Annotated in this window: 16 protein-coding genes; 8 read left to right on the forward strand and 8 right to left on the reverse strand. The window is 66.8% G+C overall.

The window, feature by feature from the left end; genetic code table 11:
* Positions 1-90: 90 nt before the first annotated feature.
* A complete protein-coding gene (locus AB0I34_RS32405; RefSeq protein WP_360452472.1) occupies positions 91-999 on the reverse strand; it encodes a LysR family transcriptional regulator in 909 nt (302 codons plus the stop codon).
* Positions 1,000-1,077: 78 nt separating this feature from the next.
* Here AB0I34_RS32405 and AB0I34_RS32410 point away from each other — a divergent pair, with 78 nt between their 5' ends.
* Positions 1,078-2,094, forward strand: coding sequence for a DMT family transporter (locus AB0I34_RS32410; protein ID WP_360452474.1), 1,017 nt, complete (start codon positions 1,078-1,080; stop codon positions 2,092-2,094).
* An 813-nt stretch (positions 2,095-2,907) separates the two neighbouring features.
* Positions 2,908-3,960 carry an alpha/beta fold hydrolase gene (locus tag AB0I34_RS32415; protein WP_360452476.1) on the forward strand — a complete coding sequence of 351 codons (1,053 nt, stop codon included), beginning with the start codon at positions 2,908-2,910 and terminating at the stop codon, positions 3,958-3,960.
* Here AB0I34_RS32415 and AB0I34_RS32420 read toward each other — a convergent pair.
* The 3 genes from AB0I34_RS32420 to AB0I34_RS32430 form a co-directional block, all read right to left on the reverse strand.
* Positions 3,941-4,804, reverse strand: coding sequence for a methyltransferase domain-containing protein (locus tag AB0I34_RS32420; RefSeq protein ID WP_360452478.1), 864 nt, complete (start codon positions 4,802-4,804; stop codon positions 3,941-3,943). The two genes, AB0I34_RS32415 and AB0I34_RS32420, sit on opposite strands and share 20 nt — an antisense overlap.
* An 89-nt stretch (positions 4,805-4,893) precedes the next feature.
* On the reverse strand, positions 4,894-5,568 hold the full coding sequence (locus AB0I34_RS32425; RefSeq protein ID WP_360452480.1) for a hypothetical protein: 675 nt from the start codon (positions 5,566-5,568) through the stop codon (positions 4,894-4,896).
* An 8-nt stretch (positions 5,569-5,576) separates the two neighbouring features.
* A complete protein-coding gene (locus tag AB0I34_RS32430; RefSeq protein WP_360452482.1) occupies positions 5,577-5,930 on the reverse strand; it encodes a hypothetical protein in 354 nt (117 codons plus the stop codon).
* A gap of 156 nt (positions 5,931-6,086) precedes the next feature.
* Between AB0I34_RS32430 and AB0I34_RS32435 the strand changes: the two genes are divergently transcribed.
* Together AB0I34_RS32435 and AB0I34_RS32440 are read left to right on the forward strand one after the other, a co-directional pair.
* Entirely contained in the window at positions 6,087-8,183 is a 2,097-nt protein-coding gene (locus AB0I34_RS32435) for a histidine kinase (protein WP_360452484.1), read from the forward strand.
* Complete coding sequence (locus AB0I34_RS32440; protein ID WP_360452486.1) at positions 8,180-8,863, forward strand: response regulator transcription factor; 684 nt, start codon at positions 8,180-8,182, stop codon at positions 8,861-8,863. The genes AB0I34_RS32435 and AB0I34_RS32440 overlap by 4 nt, the downstream gene beginning before the upstream one ends.
* A 4-nt stretch (positions 8,864-8,867) precedes the next feature.
* Here AB0I34_RS32440 and AB0I34_RS32445 read toward each other — a convergent pair whose 3' ends face one another.
* Positions 8,868-9,863, reverse strand: coding sequence for a WYL domain-containing protein (locus tag AB0I34_RS32445; RefSeq protein ID WP_360452488.1), 996 nt, complete (start codon positions 9,861-9,863; stop codon positions 8,868-8,870).
* 60 nt (positions 9,864-9,923) lie between these two features.
* Here AB0I34_RS32445 and AB0I34_RS32450 point away from each other — a divergent pair, with 60 nt between their 5' ends.
* On the forward strand, positions 9,924-11,054 hold the full coding sequence (locus AB0I34_RS32450; RefSeq protein ID WP_360452490.1) for an epoxide hydrolase family protein: 1,131 nt from the start codon (positions 9,924-9,926) through the stop codon (positions 11,052-11,054).
* Positions 11,055-11,297: 243 nt separating this feature from the next.
* Here the strand turns inward: AB0I34_RS32450 and AB0I34_RS32455 are convergent, their stop codons facing one another.
* A complete protein-coding gene (locus tag AB0I34_RS32455) occupies positions 11,298-11,639 on the reverse strand; it encodes a hypothetical protein (protein ID WP_360452492.1) in 342 nt (113 codons plus the stop codon).
* A gap of 116 nt (positions 11,640-11,755) precedes the next feature.
* Between AB0I34_RS32455 and AB0I34_RS32460 the strand changes: the two genes are divergently transcribed.
* Complete coding sequence (locus AB0I34_RS32460) at positions 11,756-12,022, forward strand: hypothetical protein (RefSeq protein ID WP_360452494.1); 267 nt, start codon at positions 11,756-11,758, stop codon at positions 12,020-12,022.
* 4 nt (positions 12,023-12,026) lie between these two features.
* Here AB0I34_RS32460 and AB0I34_RS32465 read toward each other — a convergent pair whose 3' ends face one another.
* Together AB0I34_RS32465 and AB0I34_RS32470 are read right to left on the reverse strand one after the other, a co-directional pair.
* A complete protein-coding gene (locus AB0I34_RS32465; protein ID WP_360452496.1) occupies positions 12,027-13,037 on the reverse strand; it encodes a YafY family protein in 1,011 nt (336 codons plus the stop codon).
* A gap of 67 nt (positions 13,038-13,104) precedes the next feature.
* Positions 13,105-14,436 (reverse strand): DUF6884 domain-containing protein, encoded by a 1,332-nt coding sequence (locus AB0I34_RS32470; protein ID WP_360452498.1) that lies wholly within the window; start codon positions 14,434-14,436, stop codon positions 13,105-13,107.
* A 268-nt stretch (positions 14,437-14,704) separates the two neighbouring features.
* Between AB0I34_RS32470 and AB0I34_RS32475 the strand changes: the two genes are divergently transcribed.
* Positions 14,705-15,895: a DUF6361 family protein gene (locus tag AB0I34_RS32475; RefSeq protein ID WP_360452500.1), complete on the forward strand. Its 1,191-nt coding sequence runs from the start codon at positions 14,705-14,707 to the stop codon at positions 15,893-15,895.
* A 62-nt stretch (positions 15,896-15,957) separates the two neighbouring features.
* Positions 15,958-17,745 (forward strand): phospholipase D family protein, encoded by a 1,788-nt coding sequence (locus AB0I34_RS32480; protein WP_360452502.1) that lies wholly within the window; start codon positions 15,958-15,960, stop codon positions 17,743-17,745.
* The last annotated feature ends 1 nt before the right edge of the window (position 17,746 follow it).

The following is a 17,746-nucleotide window of genomic DNA, read 5'->3' on the forward strand; positions in this document are numbered from 1 at the left end:
TCAACCACTACAACACTCAACGCCCACACACCGCACTCGGCGGCCGACCACCCATCACCAGACTGCAACCAACCTCATGACCGGGTACAACTAGAGGCTTTCGCCGGCCGCTGCGCGGAGTGCGTCCGCGACAGCGGCGACCGCCGGGATCTGCGTACGCCGCGTCAGCAGGAAGACCTCACGGCCGACTGAGCCCTCAGCCGGAAGATTCACCGCGACTCCTGACGGCGCGCCGTGGCCGAGGACCAGGTCCGGGAGGAGCGCGCCGGCACCCGTCGTACGAACCAACTCGAGGAGGATCAGGAAGTCGTCCGAGCTGTAGCGCAGATCCGGCTCGAACCCACCGAGCTCCCGGCAGACCCGCACCTGCATCTCACGATGGCCCGTGCCGGGTTGGCAAGACGCCCACGGAACGTCGGCCAGCCGCGCGATCGACACCCGGTCGGCGGCAGCCTCGGGATGATCTTCGGGCAGCACGACGCGGATCTGTTCGCGCAGCAAACGCTCGCGAACCAAGTCGGCATGCACGGCGCGCGGCTGACCGTCGTACTCGTCGCCGACCACCACGTCCAGTTGCTGCAGCCTGAGAGCCGGCGCGGCCTGCTCTACCTCGGCCTCGGCCGCCTCGATGCGGATCTCAGGGTGGCTAGCGGCCAAGGCCCGCACCGCCGGAGCCACAATGCGCAGGAACGCGGACTGGAAGGATGCGACCCGAACAACCCCGGCCACCCGGCCCGCCGCCACCGCGGCCAACTCCGCCTCCGCGGCCTCCACGCCCTCGAGCAGCGTCGACGCATGCCGGACCAGAACCTGACCGGCCGCGGTCAACCGGACGTTGCGCCCGATGCGCTCGAGCAGCGGAGTCCCGGCTTCCCGCTCGAGCACGGACAGCTGCTGCGAGATGGCACTGGGCGTGTAACCGAGGGCGCGGGCCGCTCCGTGCACGGTGCCGCGGCCGTGGACTTCCCGCAGGAGTCGGAGGCGATGCAGGTCCAGCATCTGTTCAGGATAGCTACACGATGCTGTCCATGAAGCCGCGATGGACGTGAACAATCGGTTGGCCTGACCATCGATGCCGTGGGTGCTCTCTTCTGTCTTCTCTCCGCCGCCGGGTTCGGGGCGATGGCCGTGTTCGGCAAGCTGTCGTACGACGCCGGCGTGTCGGTCGACGCGCTGTTATTGGTCCGCTTCGGTCTCGCGGGTGTGGTGCTGCTGGCGATCGCGCTGGCCCGCGGCGCGCTGCGCAACCTCCCCCGCCGGGCCGTGCTTGCCGGTCTGGGGATGGGCGTCTTCGGCTATGCGGCACAGGCCGGTCTGTACTTCTCCGCGCTGGCCCGGATCGACGCGTCGCTGGTGGCGCTGATCCTGTACGTCTATCCCGTGCTGGTCATGGCCGGCGCCGTCGTACTCAGACGAGAGCGCGCATCGCGGCGGCGGGTGTGGGCACTTGGCTTGGCGCTGGCCGGAATCGGGCTGGTGCTCAGTGGCGCGGCGACCGGCCGGTTCGACATGGTCGGCGCACTGCTGGCGCTGGGCGCGGCGATTGTCTACACCGGCTACATCCTGGTTGGTGATCGGGTCGACATCTCCCCGCTCGCGCTTGCGGCGCTTGTCTGCACCGGCGCGTTCGGCACGTTCCTGCTGACGGGGCTCGTGCGAGGCGGCACCGATCTTGGCTTTGCATCGGCCGGGTGGTTGTGGCTGGGCGCACTGGCCCTCGTCAGCACGGTCGCGGCGATCCTGTTGTTCTTCGCCGGGATGGCCCGGGTCGGCCCGTCGGTCGCGTCGATCCTGTCGATCCTCGAGCCGGTCGTGACCGTGATCGCGGCGGCTGTGGTGTTCGGCGAGGTGCTCACGCCGATCCAGTGGCTCGGTGGTGCGCTCGTGCTGTCCGCCGTACTGATTGTCCAGTGGCCCAGCCGGTCCTCAGCTCAGGCCGGGCGCCGGTCCTCAGCTCAGGCCGGGCGGCAGACCGGGGCGGTGGCGAGGTCGGCGTTGGCTCGGGTCGCCGCGTTGAGGTTCTTCGGAGCCGAGGACCAGGCGGAGACCCACAGCGCCTGCGCGTGTTCCGAGCCGAAGTCGCCTGCCGCGTGAGCGGCCATCATCGACAGGTGGCGGGCCCAATCGGCGGCGGCCGCGCGGTCGGCGGTCGCTACCCGGCCGAGGACGGCCATTCGCTGTTTGCAGGCCGCGGCCGTACTCCCGGTAAGTTTCGCGCAGCCACCCGCGGACCTGGCCTGCGCTGTCACGGCGGTATTCAGCGCGACGATATCTGCCGGTCCGGCCAGGCGCGTCCTCTTCCAGATCGCTTTCGTGACCTCTTCGGAATTCTTGCCGCTCAGTAAATCGGTCCTGGCCTGAACGTGTTCGCGCCAATGCCCGGCCGCCGTCCGAGCCGCGGCAACGACGGCCTCAGTCGTCCGGATCTCCGCAGTACACGCATCGGCGGGCGCTCGGCTGGTGACATTCCGCGCCGACTCGGACACGCTCGCTGTCGGTGCCGGATGGCTCGCATTGTGTGCAGCGTGATCCGCAGTGGGTGGAGGCTGAACCGTCGGCCTGTCACCCGCCCCGAGTTGCGCGATCGCCACGCCCGCGGCGACGACCACCGCGGCGATCACCCCCACGGTGACCAGCAGCATCGGCCGCCGTTGCCGGTGTATTGCCCGTCTGGCTCGCGACATATTTCAAGTCCCCCAACTTGAACAATCGACCGTCCGGGCCAAAATGCTGCCACGGCGCGCGGAAAAGCGCGAACAGTTCACGGTACGCGGCAGTAATCGTGCATTCTGTACTCCGGCTGGAATTGTGGCGAAATCACAGTCCGGATCGGGCCGGACACACCGTGCCGACAATCGTTGCCGGATCTTTCGCCGGATTCGCGGCGTACGGCGGCAGACTGGACGAATGAACCGGCGGATGGCGTGGGCGGGAGTCGCCGCACTCGCGACGACGGCCGCGGTCGCGTGTACCAGCGACGACGATGCGGCACCCCCTGCGTCCACTCCGAGTGTGGCCACCTCGACCCCGGCCACGCCATCCGCTGTTCCCTCGCCCACTCGCTCCTCCGCAGCGCCAACGCCCACCCCGACGGCCGCGCCCCATCCCGTCTCGCTGCAGGCACTCATCGCGAAGAAGTACGACGGCCGCAACCTGCGCCTCGTCCGCGTACTGGCGCGCAATGCCGCCTACACGCGCTACCACGTGACGTACTCCAGCGGCCGGCTGACGATCTCCGGGATCATGAACGTACCGACCACGCCCGGACCACACCCGGCCCTCGTCCTGAACCACGGCTACATCGACCCGGCCGTCTACACCAACGGCCGCGGCCTGATGCGTGAGCAGGACTACCTCGCGCGCCGCGGGTACGTCGTACTGCACACCGACTACCGCAACCACGCCCAGTCGACCGACGACGCACGAGCCGAACTCAACCTGCGCCTCGGCTACACCGAAGACGTGATCAACGCGGTCCTCGCGCTCCGGACCTCGCAGTACGTCGACCCGGAGCGGATCGGACTGCTCGGCCGGTCGATGGGCGGCGGGATCACCTACAACGTGCTGGTCGCGCAACCCGGGCTGGTCAAGGCCGGCGTCGTCTTCGCGCCGGTCAGCTCCGACACTGTCGACAACTTCAATCGCTGGACCCGGGACGAGCGGCCGGTCGCCACAGCCATCGTGCGCGCGTACGGCGAGCCGGCGCGGAACCCGACGTTCTGGCGCAACGTGTCACCGGCGAACTTCTTCGACCGGGTCACCGAACCGGTCCTGATCCACCACGGCACGTCCGACTCGACCTGCCCGATCTCCTGGTCGCGCGAGACTCTCGCCGCGCTGAAGGCCGCGGGCAAGGACGCCACGATGTACACCTACCCCGGCGAGGAACACGCCTTCGGTCCAGCCTGGCCGACCTCGATGGCCCGTACGGTCGCCTTCCTCAAACAGCACGGGGTTTGAGCGCGCTGACGGCGTACATCGTCAGCGACATGTGGAAGGCGCCTCGGTCGGCTGCTTCGTTGAGGGACCGGGAGAACGCGTCCGCCTCGGCCGGGGTGATCACGCCGGCCTGGGCGGCGGTCAGATGCATCATCGCGATGAAGCCCTGGCGTGCACCTTCCTGCGCTTCGATCCAGGTGGACGCCGTCTCGCCGGTGATGTCCAAGCCGGCTTGGGCCAGCAGGCCGCGGAGTTGCCTTCCGGAGAACGGGTTGGCGGACTCGGACAGGAAGTAGCCGACCATTCGCTGCAGTACGTCGGGATCGGCCGGATGGATGATGGCTGTCGCCCAGTCCGTGTCGATCAGGGCGATCCGCCCGCCGGGACGGAGTACGCGCGTCATCTCCTGCACCACCGCGGTCGGATTGTCGACGTGTTGCAGGACGCGCTCACAGCGGAGGACGTCCACGGACTCGTCGGCGAACGGGAGCGCCTCCGCATGACCGTCGACGTACTCCACGCGTGCATCGGCCGACCGGGACACTGCTGCTGTCCGTTTTGTTGCCTCGGCGCGGAAACCGGGACTCGGATCGACACCGATCGCGTGGCCGTCCGGTCCGATCAACTCCGCGAAGGTGACCACGTCCTCGCCCGTGCCCGAACCGACGTCGACCGCCGTCTCCCCCGGCGCCGGCGCCAACTGCTGGAGCGCCCACGTCTTCAGCGCCCTCACGGCCGGCCGCGACGCCATCTGGTCGAGGATGAACGCCTGCCGCTCGATGTTCTGCTCCGCGACGTGCGTGAGCTTGAAGCTCCCCCGCGTCGCGTCAACCACGGGCTCGTCCGGCACCTGCGTCTCCGTCATCTGATCTCCCCCTTCAGTACGCCGAGACTAGCGCCGGACGAGCCCGACCCCGAAGCCCTTTCCCAGAAGGCCCTTGAAGACACGGCCCCTCAGGACAACGGCTGCCATTCGTCGTTGGTCATCCGGAGGATCGCCCACCCCACCGCAGCGAACCCGGCTGCCTGCAGACCCCAGCCGAACAGATCCAGCGCGTGGCTCGGCACGATGATCGCCGCAACGAAGTGGATCGGCTGCGACACCATCACCGCCACCGCGGCCCACCGAGCCACGATCCGCGACCGCCACATCGCGATCCCCAGCACGACCGTCCCGACCACGTGCCCGAAGACGAAGATCGCACCGGCCAGATTCATCGATCCGTGCGTCACGTCGACCGCCTTGGTGATCGTCCCGACGTCCAGCCCCGCCGTCCCGGCCGACCAGGTGAACAGGTCGCTGGACGCAGTCCACGGCAGCGCCAGATACCCCGGTACGACGAGGAACAGTGCGATCGCGGTCAGCCAGGGAGCCCGCCGGCGGGTGAGCCGGCCGACAGCGTAGGCACCCGGGACCAGCGTGAGGATCCCGATGAAGCCGAGCCAGATCACCATCGAGCTTCGATCCAGATTGTCGACAATCTTCGTGACGATCGTCGACACGTCGTCCACCGTGTCGTACGGCAGGAAGTACCGCAGCAGCGCGATCGCGGCCGGTCCGATCGGCAGGATCAGAGCCGTGAACCACCGCGAAACGGGACGTACGTCGGCGCCCGTCGTACGCGTCATCGTCTGGCTCATCGCGCACCCACCAGCTCACGCGACGGCAGCAGCACCGCGATCACACCGAAGATCGTCAGTGCCACCCCGATCCCCGCGGCGGCGACTGCCGGCGCCGGGACATCGGACGCGAAGAACGCCGGTACGGCGAACAGCGCCGAGGCGATCCGCAGGGTGATCAGCGGCGCCAACGCCCACCGCTTTCCCCGCCAGGCGAACCCGACCAGCACGAGGCTGACCAGCCCGACCACGGCCGCACCGACCGCGATCTCCATCGGCGGGTGCTCCCCATCGGTCAGCAGCGGCGTGAACAGATCCACCACCGACAACAGCCCGAGCACAACCAGCCCGGCCTTGTTCCTTCCAGACATCTCGCTACCCCCTCAACAAGTTCTGACCGCTCCACCGTCACGCGCCGGCCGGTGGTTTCGCTTGGGGCCGCATTCCCAGCGGTCCAGGCATCTCCCCGGCCGATCCGGGATCGCGTTCCCGAGACGCCAGGACGCGTCCGGGCGCACACTGCCGGTATGACCGCATCCAGCACCCCGTCGAAGCGCTTGCTCGCGGGCGGTCTGGGCGCGTTCGCCGTCGCCGAGGTTGTCGCCGGACTGGCGATCGCCGCCGCGATCGGGTTGAGCTGGCCGGAACTCGTGGACGCGTTCGTGGTGACGAACGGCCTGATGGGCCTGACCTTCGGACTCTGTGGTGCAGTGATCGCCTGGCACCGCCCGTCGAACCCGATCGGCTGGCTCTTCATCGCCGACGGCATCGGCCACGCCACCACCGCATTCGGCGGGCCGCTCGCCGTAGCTCTCCCGGACGGGAGCACCATTCAACGCCTGACCGTCACCGTCGCTCTGGCGGCGTGGCCATGGTCGATCGGCCTGTTCCTCCCGCTCGCCCTGCTCCTGTTCCCCACCGGCCACCTGCTGTCACCACGGTGGCGCTGGGCCGCGATCGGCATCATCGCCACCGCACCACTGTTCGTTCTCGAGATGGTCGGCAGCGGCGACACTCTGACCCCCGGCACGTCCAGTGGCTACCTGACCATTCCCTCGTACGACGACCTCCAGCCCCTCTGGGCAGTGACCGAGGCCCGCGACCTGGTCGCGATCCTGATCGCCGTCGTCTGCCTGCTGATCCGCTACCGCCGCGCCGACGAGATGGGTCGCCGACAGCTCCTGTGGTTGGTTCTGGCCACCGTCATCGCACTGCTCTTCGTCACCCCGTGGTCCTTTGTCGCCGGCACGCCGATCTTCGTATTGTTGACAATTCCGCTCATCCCGATCGCCGTCGCGGTCGCGATCGTGCGGTACCAACTGCTCGACATCCGGCTCGTCGTCTCCCGCGCACTGACCTGGGCGCTGCTGTCCTTGGTTGCCATCGGCGCCTATTCCGCCCTGGCCGCGCTCCTCGGCACGTTGATCTCGTCCCACGTCGGCCGATCCGCCGCGATCACTGTGGTTCTCGCGCTGATCCTCGCGCCGATCCTTCCCCGTCTCCAAAGGCTCGTCGACCGCGCCCTGTACGGCGACCGCCGCGACCCCGCCCGCGTCGCGTCCCGGGTCGGCGAGCAGCTCTCCGCCGGAGCCCGAACCGCCGACCGCACAGGCACCCGCACCGGCGCCGGCACAGGCACCCGCACCGCGGCCCGCACCGCCACCCGCGCCGGTGCCGGCGCCGGTGCCGGCGCCGGCGCCGGCCGACAACTGACGGCCGGCCTCCCCGGCGTAGTCGCCGCCATCCGCGCCGCTCTCCGCTTCCCGTACGTCGGTCTGATTGTCGACAACACGACTGTCGCCACTGACGGCACGCCACCGCAGACCGTCGTACCACTGGAACTCGAGTACGGCGGCCGGGTGGTCGGAGCGCTCGAGGTCGGCCTGCGATCCGGCGAGTCCGGGGTGTCGTCGACGGACCGCGACGTTCTCGCGCTGGTCGCCGTACCACTCGCCGCTGCCGTGCATGCAACCCGATTGTCGACAGAACTCCAGTCGTCCCGAGAGAAACTGGTCTCCGCACGAGAAGAGGAGCGCCGGCGAATCCGCCGGGATCTGCATGACGGCCTCGGCCCCACGTTGACCGGCGTCGCGTTCACTGCTGACGCCGCCGCCAACCTGGTGTCGACTGATCCGGTCAGGGCGGGTGACCTCCTGGCCACCTTGCGCGCGGACACGCGTACCGCGATCGCCGACGTACGTAGGCTTGTTGACAATCTGCGACCACCCGCGCTGGACGAACTCGGCCTGGTCGGAGCGCTGCGACAGCGAGCCGACCAGCTGTCCTTCCGTGCAGACGGCGCAGCCGTTCACGTGGAGGTTTCGGCCGACGGACTGCCGGCGCTGCCCGCGGCTCTGGAGGTCGCTGCCTATCGGATCGCCACCGAAGCGCTGAACAACGTCATCAAGCACTCGCACGCCACCACCGCCGTACTCGCTCTGCGCTGCGGCCCCGACCTGGAAGTCGAAGTCACCGACAACGGCCCACCCAACGGCGCCTGGCGCCCGGGCGTAGGCCTCCAAGCCATGCAGGACCGAGCCACCGAACTGGGCGGCCACGTGGAAGCCGGACCCACTCCCACCGGCGGCAAAGTCCAAGCCCACTTCCCCTTGGAGCCCAGATGACGACGCCCGCCGACCGGCTTTCGCCTGGGGACGAGACGATCCGTGTCGTGCTTGCCGACGATCACCCGGTTGTTCGGGCAGGACTCGCTGCCTTGCTGACGTCCTTGCCGGGCATCGAGGTGGTCGGTGTTGCCAAGTCCGGGCGAGAGGCAATCCGTGAGGTCATCACCACCCGGCCACACGTCGCCGTACTGGATCTGCAGATGCCGGACATCGACGGATTCGCCGCGACCCGCGAGCTGGTCCGGTCCGCGCCGGAGGTCGCCGTACTCGTGTTGACAATGTTCGAGGACGACGACTCGGTGTTCGCCGCGATGCGCGCCGGCGCCCGCGGCTACTTGGTCAAAGGCGCCGAACAGGAAGAGATCGCCCGCGCGATCCGCGCAGTCGCCGCCGGCGAGGCCATCTTCGGCCCCGGCATCGCCCGCCGAGTCCTCGGCTTCTTCTCCGCCCCACCACCCACTGCCGATCCGTTCCCCGAACTCACCACCCGCGAACGCGAGATCCTCGACCTCTTGGCCGCCGGCCTCTCCAACCCCGCCATCGCCACCCGCCTGGACCTCGCCCCCAAAACCGTCGCCAACAACGTCTCGGCCATCTTCACCAAACTAGGCATAGCCGACCGCTCCACCGCCATAATCCAAGCCCGCAACGCCGGCCTAGGCACAGACCACTCCTAAGCCTCTACCGGACAGCGTTCAGGTAGCGGTTGCCGATGGTCTTGAGGTGATCGATCAAGGCAGGTGGGCCGTCGACGTGGAAGTCGAGGCCGAGCATGCCGATGTAGACGGCAACAATCTCCAACGAATCAGCGCCGGTGACGAGGACGCTGGTGTTCTCGTCCACCGACTCCACAATCCCAACGGCAGCATGGATCCGGGACAGGACCTCCTGCGCGGGAGCAAGGACCGTGATCCGGGCGTGCACCTTCCACCCGGTGGACGCGACGTCCCGCAGTACGAACTCGGTGTAGTCGTCACCCGGCATCGGCCGGGGGTTGTAGCGCCGACCTGTTGCCATCCGCAACGACATCCAGTCGACCCGGTACGTCCGCCATACGTCGGAGTCGTCCCGCGCGACGAGGTACCAGTACCGCTGCCAGCTCACCAGACGATACGGCTCAACGAGAATCGGCAGATCGCTCCCGACCCCTGACCCTGGGCCACGAATCGGCACATCCACAGGGATCTCGTAGTCGAAGCGCAGGTAATGCTCATCCCGAATGCAGGCCGCGATAGCCGTCAGCACCCCAGGATCGATCTCCGGATCCGCCACGTTGGAGCCAGTGTTGTCAGGACCCTTCTCCATCGTGCTGCTGATCGCATTCACCTGCCGCCGGAGCCGATGCGGCAGCACCTGCTCCAGCTTCGTCAACGCCCGCGCACTGCTCTCCGCCATTCCGACAACACCAGCCCCCGTCCGCAACCCGACAGCGACCGCCACCGCCTCCTCGTCATCCAGTAGCAGCGGCGGGAGCTTTGCACCAACGCCCAACTGATAGTGCCCGGCCGCACCACGCGTCGCATCGACTGGATACCCGAGCTCGCGAAGCCGGTCGATGTCGTTGCGGATCGTCCGCGTCGTCACCTCCAACCGCTCAGCCAACTCCGTGCCGGTCCAGGCCGGCCGGGCCTGCAGCAACGCCAGGAGAGACAGCAACCGCGACGAAGTTTCGAGCATGCAGAAAATCATCGCACAAACAGGAACGTAATGTTCCTATATGGATTCTACGGTGAAGCCATGACCACGAACGAGAGCATCCGGCCCTTCACCGTCGACATCGCCCAGGCTGACCTGGACGATCTGCTCGCCCGCCTCGCGCGGACGCGGCTGCCCGAGCCGGCCCCCGGCGACAACTGGGACCTCGGCACCCCGAACCACTACCTTCGCGAGATGGTCGACCACTGGCAGCAAGGGTTCGACTGGCGCGAGCAGGAAGCGCGGATGAACGAGTTCCCGCACTACCTGACCGAGATCGACGGCCAGACCGTCCACTTCATCCACGTGCCGTCCAAGGTCGAGGGCGCGACGCCGCTGCTGTTGCTGCACACCTACCCGGGGTCGTTCGTCGACTTCCTCGACATGATCGGCCCGCTCACCGATCCGGTCGCGTACGGCGGCTCGGCCGACGACGCCTTCTCCGTCGTCGTACCGTCGATGCCCGGCTTCGGCTTCAGTACGCCGCTCGTCGACCGGGGCTGGACGATGGCCAGGGTCGCTCGCACGTACGACACCCTGATGCGCCGGCTCGGCTACTCGTCGTACGGCAGCCATGGCTCCGACGGCGGCGCGATGGTCTCCCGCGAGCTCGGCCTACTGAACCCGGAAGGCTTCCTGGGGCTGCACGTGCTGCAGCTGTTCTCGTTCCCGTCCGGCGACCCAGCGGAGTTCGAGAAGTTCACGCCGGAGGACTACGCGGCGCTCGAGCATCTGAAGTGGTTCCAGTCGGTCGGCGGGTACAACGCGATCAACGCGACCCGGCCGCAGACCGTTGCCGTCGGCATCTCCGACTCACCGGTCGGCCAGCTTGCCTGGAACGAACTCTTCAACAACTTCGGCGACGGCACCAGCCTGGTCTCCCGCGACCAGATCCTGACCGAGGTCTCCCTGTACTGGTTCACCAACACGTCCGCCACAGCCGGCCGCTACCACTACGAAGAGGCCCACGCCGGCACCGAGCCCCAGCTCAACCACGCCCCCACCGGCGTCGCGGTCTTCACCGACGACTTCAAGACCATCCGTGCGCTGGCCGAGCGCGACAACACCAACATCGTCCACTGGTCCAACTTCAGCAAAGGCGGCCACTACGCCTCCCTCGAGCGCCCCGACGACGTCACCAACGACCTCCGCACCTTCTTCCGCAACCTGTAACCAGTCGTCGTGCCAAAAGGGGAGCCCGGAGTGCTCACGCACTCCGGGCTCCTTTGGGCTCCACCCTTCTGGAGGGAGGTCCGGGCAGAGCTTCCTTCACGGGCCCGCAACCGGCGAGGACCACTGAACCCGAACCACCACCCCCACCAACGTCATCCCCAACCCCCGTCTTCGACGCTACGCCGCACCACCCACCCCGACAACGACTCATCCCTGTCGCCGGGACGTTCAAACGCTCGCTCGCTAGTGCGTGGTGAGAAATGCCGCGAGTTCCCGCTCCCGGTCGTCGTACGTCGGGCGGTCCACCTCGATCGAATCGCCTTCCAGCGTCAGGGTCACCGTTCCGGGATTCTTCCGCCGCCGAATCCAATCCCCCAGTACGGCGAGCACGGTCTGCTCCGCGCCCGTGCCCATCAGCGCCACCGCGATCGCCACCGTTCCGTCTGACGGCTCAACAACATCCTGCGTGGGGAGCTCCTCCCCCGCGAACTCCTTCCGCAACTGCTGGAGGGCCTTCACACACTTCTTCTCATCCACCCCGTGCCCGGCCGTCGCCCGCACCTCAACCCAGCGCCCTTCGCCCATCCCAGCTCCTCCAACGGTTGCGTCCGGCCCCAGTCCTCGGCCTGTGGATAACTCCGGCGTCGCGTGCTTCCCGACTCCTATCCTGATCAAGACGTCCCCCAACCGGAAGGATTTCAATGCCTTTCAACGAAGCGCCGCACATCCTCCCCGACGGAGCCCACGTCTGGGTACAGCCCACCACCGAGGCGTCGACGTACCTCCCAGACCTGCTCAGCCTGTTCCGCGCCGGCAGCACCGAGCCCTTCGTGTTCGGCGACGATGGCAAGCCTGAGGCAGCCATCATCCCCGTCGACATCTGGCGCGCCCTGGTAGCCGTAGCCACCGACGAAGACGGCTACGACCTCAGCCACCTTCTCGTCCAGGCTCGCCCCGAGCTCCACTGAGGCGTCAGCCGAACGCCCGCGCCGCCCGGTGGAACCGATCGCCGACCGCGCGAACCGCCTCGGCCAACTCCGGCGCATCCAGTACTTCGAAGTCCGCGTCCAACAGCCCCAACCACAACGCCAACTGATGCGGATCGTCCGACCCCAACTCGACGATGCACGTGTGGTCGTCAACCACCTCAGGCTCGATCGGGATCGGCATCCGATTCTGCACATACAGACTCGACGCCTCCACCCGGATCCGCGCCCGGTAATGCCACGACGCCTCCCCCACAGAGCGCCGTACGAACTGCTCGACGTCCCCCTCGGCCAACTCCCGCGGCACAAACCTCGCGCCATTAGGCGTCCGGACTGTCATCCGATCCACTCGGAACGTCCGCCACGCGTCCCGCCCGTTGTCCCAAGCAACCAAGTACCACCGCCTCCCCCAAGCCACCAACCGATGCGGCTCCACCACTCGAGGCGGCTGTACGTCGTCCTGCTCGGCCTCATTACCCCGCGGCGCGTCACCCCAAACCCCTCCACCCGACCCGCCGGTGTAGTCGAACCGCAACCGCTCCCGGTCCCGAATCGCCGACGCAATCGCGGTCAACACCTCAGCGTCAACCCGCGGCCCGCCCCCACCCACAGCAACCGTCGCCCCCGCCACCGCCCGCACCCGATGCCGCAACCGCGATGGCAAAACCTGCTCCAACTTCACCAACGCCCGTACCGACGTCTCCTCAATCCCCGCCACACCCCCAGCCGCCGCAGTCCGCAACCCCACCGCAACAGCCACCGCCTCCTCGTCATCCAACAACAACGGCGGCAACTCCCCACCAGCCCCCAACCGATACCCACCCGCCACCCCCGGCCGCCCCTCAACGGGATAGCCGAGCACGCGCAGTCGCTCGACATCAGTCCGGAGCGTCCGGCTCGACACCCCCAGCCGCTCCGCAAGCTCGCTCCCCGACCAGTCCCGCCGAACCTGCAACAACGAAAGCAACCGCAACAACCGAGCCGACGTCTCCAACATCCCCCCACCATCCCACCAATCGCGGAAGTTCTACTTCCGCAATGACCGAGTACCTGCCCCGCTAGATCTAAGCGTCGGCGACAGGCTCGGCTCCCGCCTGCTTCCGCAGCGTTGATAGCTGCCGCCGCAGCGGCGACGGGGGTCTGCCAGCGAGATTGAGCGGTGGGTCCAGACGAGCGAGAACCTCTCTCTCAACGGCCATCAAGCCATCGCCGTCGTCGACCGGAGCCGTCGCGACCTGGAGATGATCCTCCATCCAAGTCGTCAGCGACGAGTCATCCAAGTGATTCAGCCGCAGCGGCTCTCGCAAGATCGAAGCGAGAGTCAGCCTGAACGTCGAGAAGTCCGCGGATCCGTCGAGGTGCATCCCGACCAACCTGGACCACAGAGTGTTCATCGAGCGCCGTCCGCTGGGCCAGCGAGTGGCGCCGGCTTGGCCCACGTAGATGAGACCGGGCGGCACCGTCAGCCCCAACCCATCCGACAGATCGTCGGCGCCGGCATCGTCGACCCACCAGCTGTACATACCGGGAGCGGACAGCTCCGTCCGGCCCGCCGCGCGGATGGCAGCTGGTCGGCGAGCCGATGCCTCATCCTTCAGCTTGGCCTCGAGCGCGGTCGCTAGCGCCGACAACGACCGTTCGTCGAGGAGAGCGCTCTCGGTCGTGCGTTCCGGCGCCGGCGCCGCGTGCGCCAGGCGGTCGTCGTACCAGCTCAGACGCCGTCCTTGCGAGAGTCCGGTCAGTGGCGCGCTCACGAAGGCACCGAGTCGCGTCAGCTCGGGTGTGACGCAGGAGGCGTACAGCGACGAGGCATGGATCTCAACGCTGACTCCCCGAAGACCACCCATCAGAAGCTCGAGCCTCACAGCCACCCACGCGGCCCATGCACGCTGATAGTCAGACGAACAATCCGGCAGATAACGCTCGTACGGCGAGATCCAATCGTGCGGCCGAACCAGCCCATACTCCGCCGAGAGGATGAACCAGGGCACAGCTGCCCGTTCGGCGTAGAGCCGTTGCCGTTTGAACAACGACGAAATGTAGAGATCCTGGGCGGCGGCGGGGACCGATCCCTTCTTCTTCACACAGGTCACGAGTACGACGTCCGCCTGGGCCGCAACGGTAGGCGCAGGCGTTGACCGAACGGATTGTGCGGGCGCCTCAGCAACACTCGCCGACCGATAGAGCCCGTGCTCGACCCGAACGAACAGCTTGGGGAGACCGTCCGACGCAGTCCCCACCGTCATCCGCTGCACGTGTGCCCGCAGTGTCCTCTCCTGGATCGCCGGATAGCGAGTCTGAAACCACGCACTGACATCGGCCAGCCGAAAATCTCCCGAGCGTTGCCGAGCGAAGTCCTGCAGCAGCTCCCAGACCGGACGCTCGTAGATAGCCATCGATCCCTGGCCCTCCTCTCGCTCGGCAACGTAACAGCGCCGCACGCAGAATGTCAGCCCTACGACCCCGCATGTTGGCCAGGTCGGAGAGCCCACAGGTCACGACTTCTCCTCATTCCCCCGGTCCATGAAACGTTCGGACGCCCCCGACGATGTACCCATTTGAGTAGCTGGGGGGCAACTTGTGAGAAGAGGCCGCGCATGTCGTGGGCAGCTTTGGCCTGCCCGGGCGGCCGAGTTCGACAGTGCACGGATCTAGGGAGACGAGATGGCGTCAGTCTTCGCATGGCTGGACACCGATGACGAGCAGCAACATCGCATGCGCGTCCTCATCGATTTGTTCAAAGAGGAAGGAACAGTCGACGAGCTCGGCATCGGTACGATCCGTGACGCATTCTCGAACGCACTCTTCCCTGGTACCTCGATTCTGCATACCCGCTGCCGCTACTTGCTCTTCAATGCATGGTTGATGGCAGACACCGCTCGGCATCGATATCCCACGGACCGGGCGATCCGACAGTTGCGCACTGCCGAGGTCCGACTCATCACGGCACTGCTCGAGGGCGGTGAGTCAACTGGTGTCATCGGCAGCCAGGCGAGGGCGAAGCTCAAGCAGATGCCAACTTCCATGTACTGGGCCGCGCTTGGCCGCTACGAAATGAGAACCTGGGATCTCAGCATTACGGCGCACCTTCGGGCTGCCTCACAGCGTGGACGGGGTCGGGCGGTGACTTCGGACGACGACGACGCCGCATCTCCAGGCATCGAACTCGGCTTGGATGCGGCTCTGCCGGCGATGCCTGCGGACCTCCTCGAATCCAGCACATTCGACCTCTTGCCCGATGAGGCGTCCTACTTGCGAGACAGGATCGCGGCTTCTTGCCATGGATCGCTGTTCGCCTGGCTTGCACTGCATGGCAGACACGTGCAGGTCGGCTACGTGTGGAACCACCCGCAGCTCGGGGACTTTCCCTCCGAGTATCGAGAGCTGCTGGACCACGCCAGGCGCTTCCACAGCGTCGTCCGGGGCGCCGCACTGCTGTACAACCTTCTCCTGGCCGAACGCCGCGAGAGTCAAGGCCTCATCGAGTACTACCGCGACGAACTGGCAGCGTGGCAGACCGCTCTAGCGACGAACCACATTCTCGAAGCGTGGAGCCTGACTGACTTCTGGAACCTCATCCGAACGCTCAATCCGCAGCTACGCGTGGCAACTCAGGCATTCGTCACCGACTGGCTCCAGCAGGCAACCACGACATCGAATATCGCCGACCTGGCTCCCGCTCGTGAGCTCATCGCGCAGCGAGAGCTTCGGCTCAAGGGCGGTCGATCACGCCTGATCAGCCAGGCGGCGCTCGATGCTTGGACCGGTGGCTCCGGCCTCGTGCCGCTCGACTATCGGTGGGGCGTGGCGCGCGGATATCTGAACGACATCTATGCCGGGCTGAAGGTGGCGTAATGCTGAAGCCGGACACACGACACCTGCTGCCCGACGCACTACGACCCCCGGATGGATGCCGTATGGACGTCGCGGTGGCTACGACATACTCGCTCGATCTCACCTCGCTCGTCCTGGCCCCGCTGGCGATGGCGGCCTACGAGCAAGCCGACCTCTCATCCGAGGAGAAGGTCGATGCCGTAGCTCTACTCGAAGCTGTGCGCCGATACGCCGAGAAGACGACCGTGTTCTGTCAAGCCGGCGCCATCCACGTGCCGTCGTCGTACCGGCGGATCATGGCGTTCGCTGAAGACTGCATCGTAGAGGTGAAGCCACGAGCAGCAGGGAGGATCTTCCATCCGAAGATCTGGGTGCTGCGGTTCGCGTCACCTGATGGAGCGTACTCACATCGTCTGGTCTGCCTCAGCCGGAACCTGACAGGTGATCAATCGTGGGACACCGTACTGCAACTTGATGAGCAAGCTGAGCCGTCTGGGGTGGATACCGAACCGCTGACCGACTTTCTGGCCGACCTACCCGAACTGGCAGCGGCCGGCCGGCTCTCCTCCGCCCGCCAGGAACAGCTGGCAGACCTCCGTTCCACGCTGTCAGCAGTGCAGTTCGAGATCCCCCCGCCGTTTACGGAGCTGGAGTTCTGGCCGTTGGGCGCCAAGGGCGGCCGGGACTGGCCTCTGCCCGAGAAGGCTTCCAGTCTCTTCGTCATCTCGCCGTTCCTGGACGCGTGGTGCTTGTCACGATTGCCCGGTGGCACCGCCCCAAGACTGTTGTCCAGAAGCGAGATGTTCGATCGGGTCGGTGCGAACGCACTGCCGTCCGGCACAGAGGCCTTGGTCATGCAGAGCTCTGCCGATTCTCACGAGTCCGACGCCGTCTCGAGCACCGACCTGATGCCCGATGCGCCTCCCGAGACATCGCTCAGGCTGGAGTTCCGAACTGGCCTCCATGCGAAGACGTTCATTTGGGACGACGGCCCATACGGCCGGATCTTCACTGGCTCGGCCAACGCCACTAGACCAGCGTTCAACGGCAACGTGGAGTTCAACGTGCTGCTGGCAGGTCCTCGAGCGTCCTGCGGAGTTGACGCCGTTCTCGATGATCGCAGCGACTCTCCCAGCATCATGAGGCTGTTGCAGCGGTACGAACCGAAGTCGATGGAACCAACTAGTGATGCGGTCTATCAGGCCGAGCGAGATATCGAGTTCTATCACGCCAGTCTGGTAGCTGCCGGCGTCACGTTGTCAGTCATCGAGATCAGCGAACATCGCTACCGGCTCGAGGCAGCTTTGCCAACCGTCAAGCGTGTCGGCCAGTCGACGGTATGGCCCGTCAGTCTGCCGCGCGATGTCAACGCGCGATCGACCGATGAGGACACCTCCTGGGGCCCCATCGGAATCGGCCGCGTCACGCCGTTCCTGGCCGTCGAGACCACCATCGTCACCGGCAGTTCCAGCGTCACGCGCGCATCCGTCCTGAAGGCGGAACTCCTCGGTGATCCGGTAGGCCGGCATCGGATGATCCTGCGAGAAATGCTGACCAACGAACGGGACATCATCCGCTACCTTGCCTATCTCCTGGGCGACCCGGCTCTGGATTCGCTGATCAAGGACCTCCATGGGCACGCCACCGATGACAACGAGCCAGCATCCTGGCGAACCGGCCCCGGCGCCGACGACCTGATCATCTTCGAACCGCTAGTCAGGGCGGCAGGGCGAGCCGACGGCTCACTCGCCAGGGCCAACAGGCTCCTCGCTGAGCTCCGCGACGATCACGGATCCATTCCTCATGTCTCGGCTGAGTTCGAGCAACTCTGGTCCGTGATCTGGGCCGCGACCGAGGGAGCTGCGCGGTGAC

The sequence above is a fragment of the Kribbella sp. NPDC050281 genome (genome assembly GCF_040655855.1).
Taxonomy (GTDB): Bacteria; Actinomycetota; Actinomycetes; order Propionibacteriales; family Kribbellaceae; genus Kribbella.

Bases quoted from the DNA above. Each gene is read 5' to 3' on its own strand.
- AB0I34_RS32480 (WP_360452502.1), top strand. From the start codon at position 15,958: ATGGACGTCGCGGTGGCTACGACATACTCGCTCGATCTCACCTCGCTC.
- AB0I34_RS32475 (WP_360452500.1), top strand. From the start codon at position 14,705: ATGGCGTCAGTCTTCGCATGGCTGGACACCGATGACGAGCAGCAACAT.
- AB0I34_RS32425 (WP_360452480.1), bottom strand. From the start codon at position 5,568: ATGACGCGTACGACGGGCGCCGACGTACGTCCCGTTTCGCGGTGGTTC.
- AB0I34_RS32455 (WP_360452492.1), bottom strand. From the start codon at position 11,639: ATGGGCGAAGGGCGCTGGGTTGAGGTGCGGGCGACGGCCGGGCACGGG.
- AB0I34_RS32460 (WP_360452494.1), top strand. From the start codon at position 11,756: ATGCCTTTCAACGAAGCGCCGCACATCCTCCCCGACGGAGCCCACGTC.
- AB0I34_RS32435 (WP_360452484.1), top strand. From the start codon at position 6,087: ATGACCGCATCCAGCACCCCGTCGAAGCGCTTGCTCGCGGGCGGTCTG.
- AB0I34_RS32465 (WP_360452496.1), bottom strand. From the start codon at position 13,037: ATGTTGGAGACGTCGGCTCGGTTGTTGCGGTTGCTTTCGTTGTTGCAG.
- AB0I34_RS32440 (WP_360452486.1), top strand. From the start codon at position 8,180: ATGACGACGCCCGCCGACCGGCTTTCGCCTGGGGACGAGACGATCCGT.
- AB0I34_RS32470 (WP_360452498.1), bottom strand. From the start codon at position 14,436: ATGGCTATCTACGAGCGTCCGGTCTGGGAGCTGCTGCAGGACTTCGCT.
- AB0I34_RS32420 (WP_360452478.1), bottom strand. From the start codon at position 4,804: ATGACGGAGACGCAGGTGCCGGACGAGCCCGTGGTTGACGCGACGCGG.
- AB0I34_RS32430 (WP_360452482.1), bottom strand. From the start codon at position 5,930: ATGTCTGGAAGGAACAAGGCCGGGCTGGTTGTGCTCGGGCTGTTGTCG.
- AB0I34_RS32405 (WP_360452472.1), bottom strand. From the start codon at position 999: ATGCTGGACCTGCATCGCCTCCGACTCCTGCGGGAAGTCCACGGCCGC.
- AB0I34_RS32415 (WP_360452476.1), top strand. From the start codon at position 2,908: ATGAACCGGCGGATGGCGTGGGCGGGAGTCGCCGCACTCGCGACGACG.
- AB0I34_RS32450 (WP_360452490.1), top strand. From the start codon at position 9,924: ATGACCACGAACGAGAGCATCCGGCCCTTCACCGTCGACATCGCCCAG.
- AB0I34_RS32445 (WP_360452488.1), bottom strand. From the start codon at position 9,863: ATGCTCGAAACTTCGTCGCGGTTGCTGTCTCTCCTGGCGTTGCTGCAG.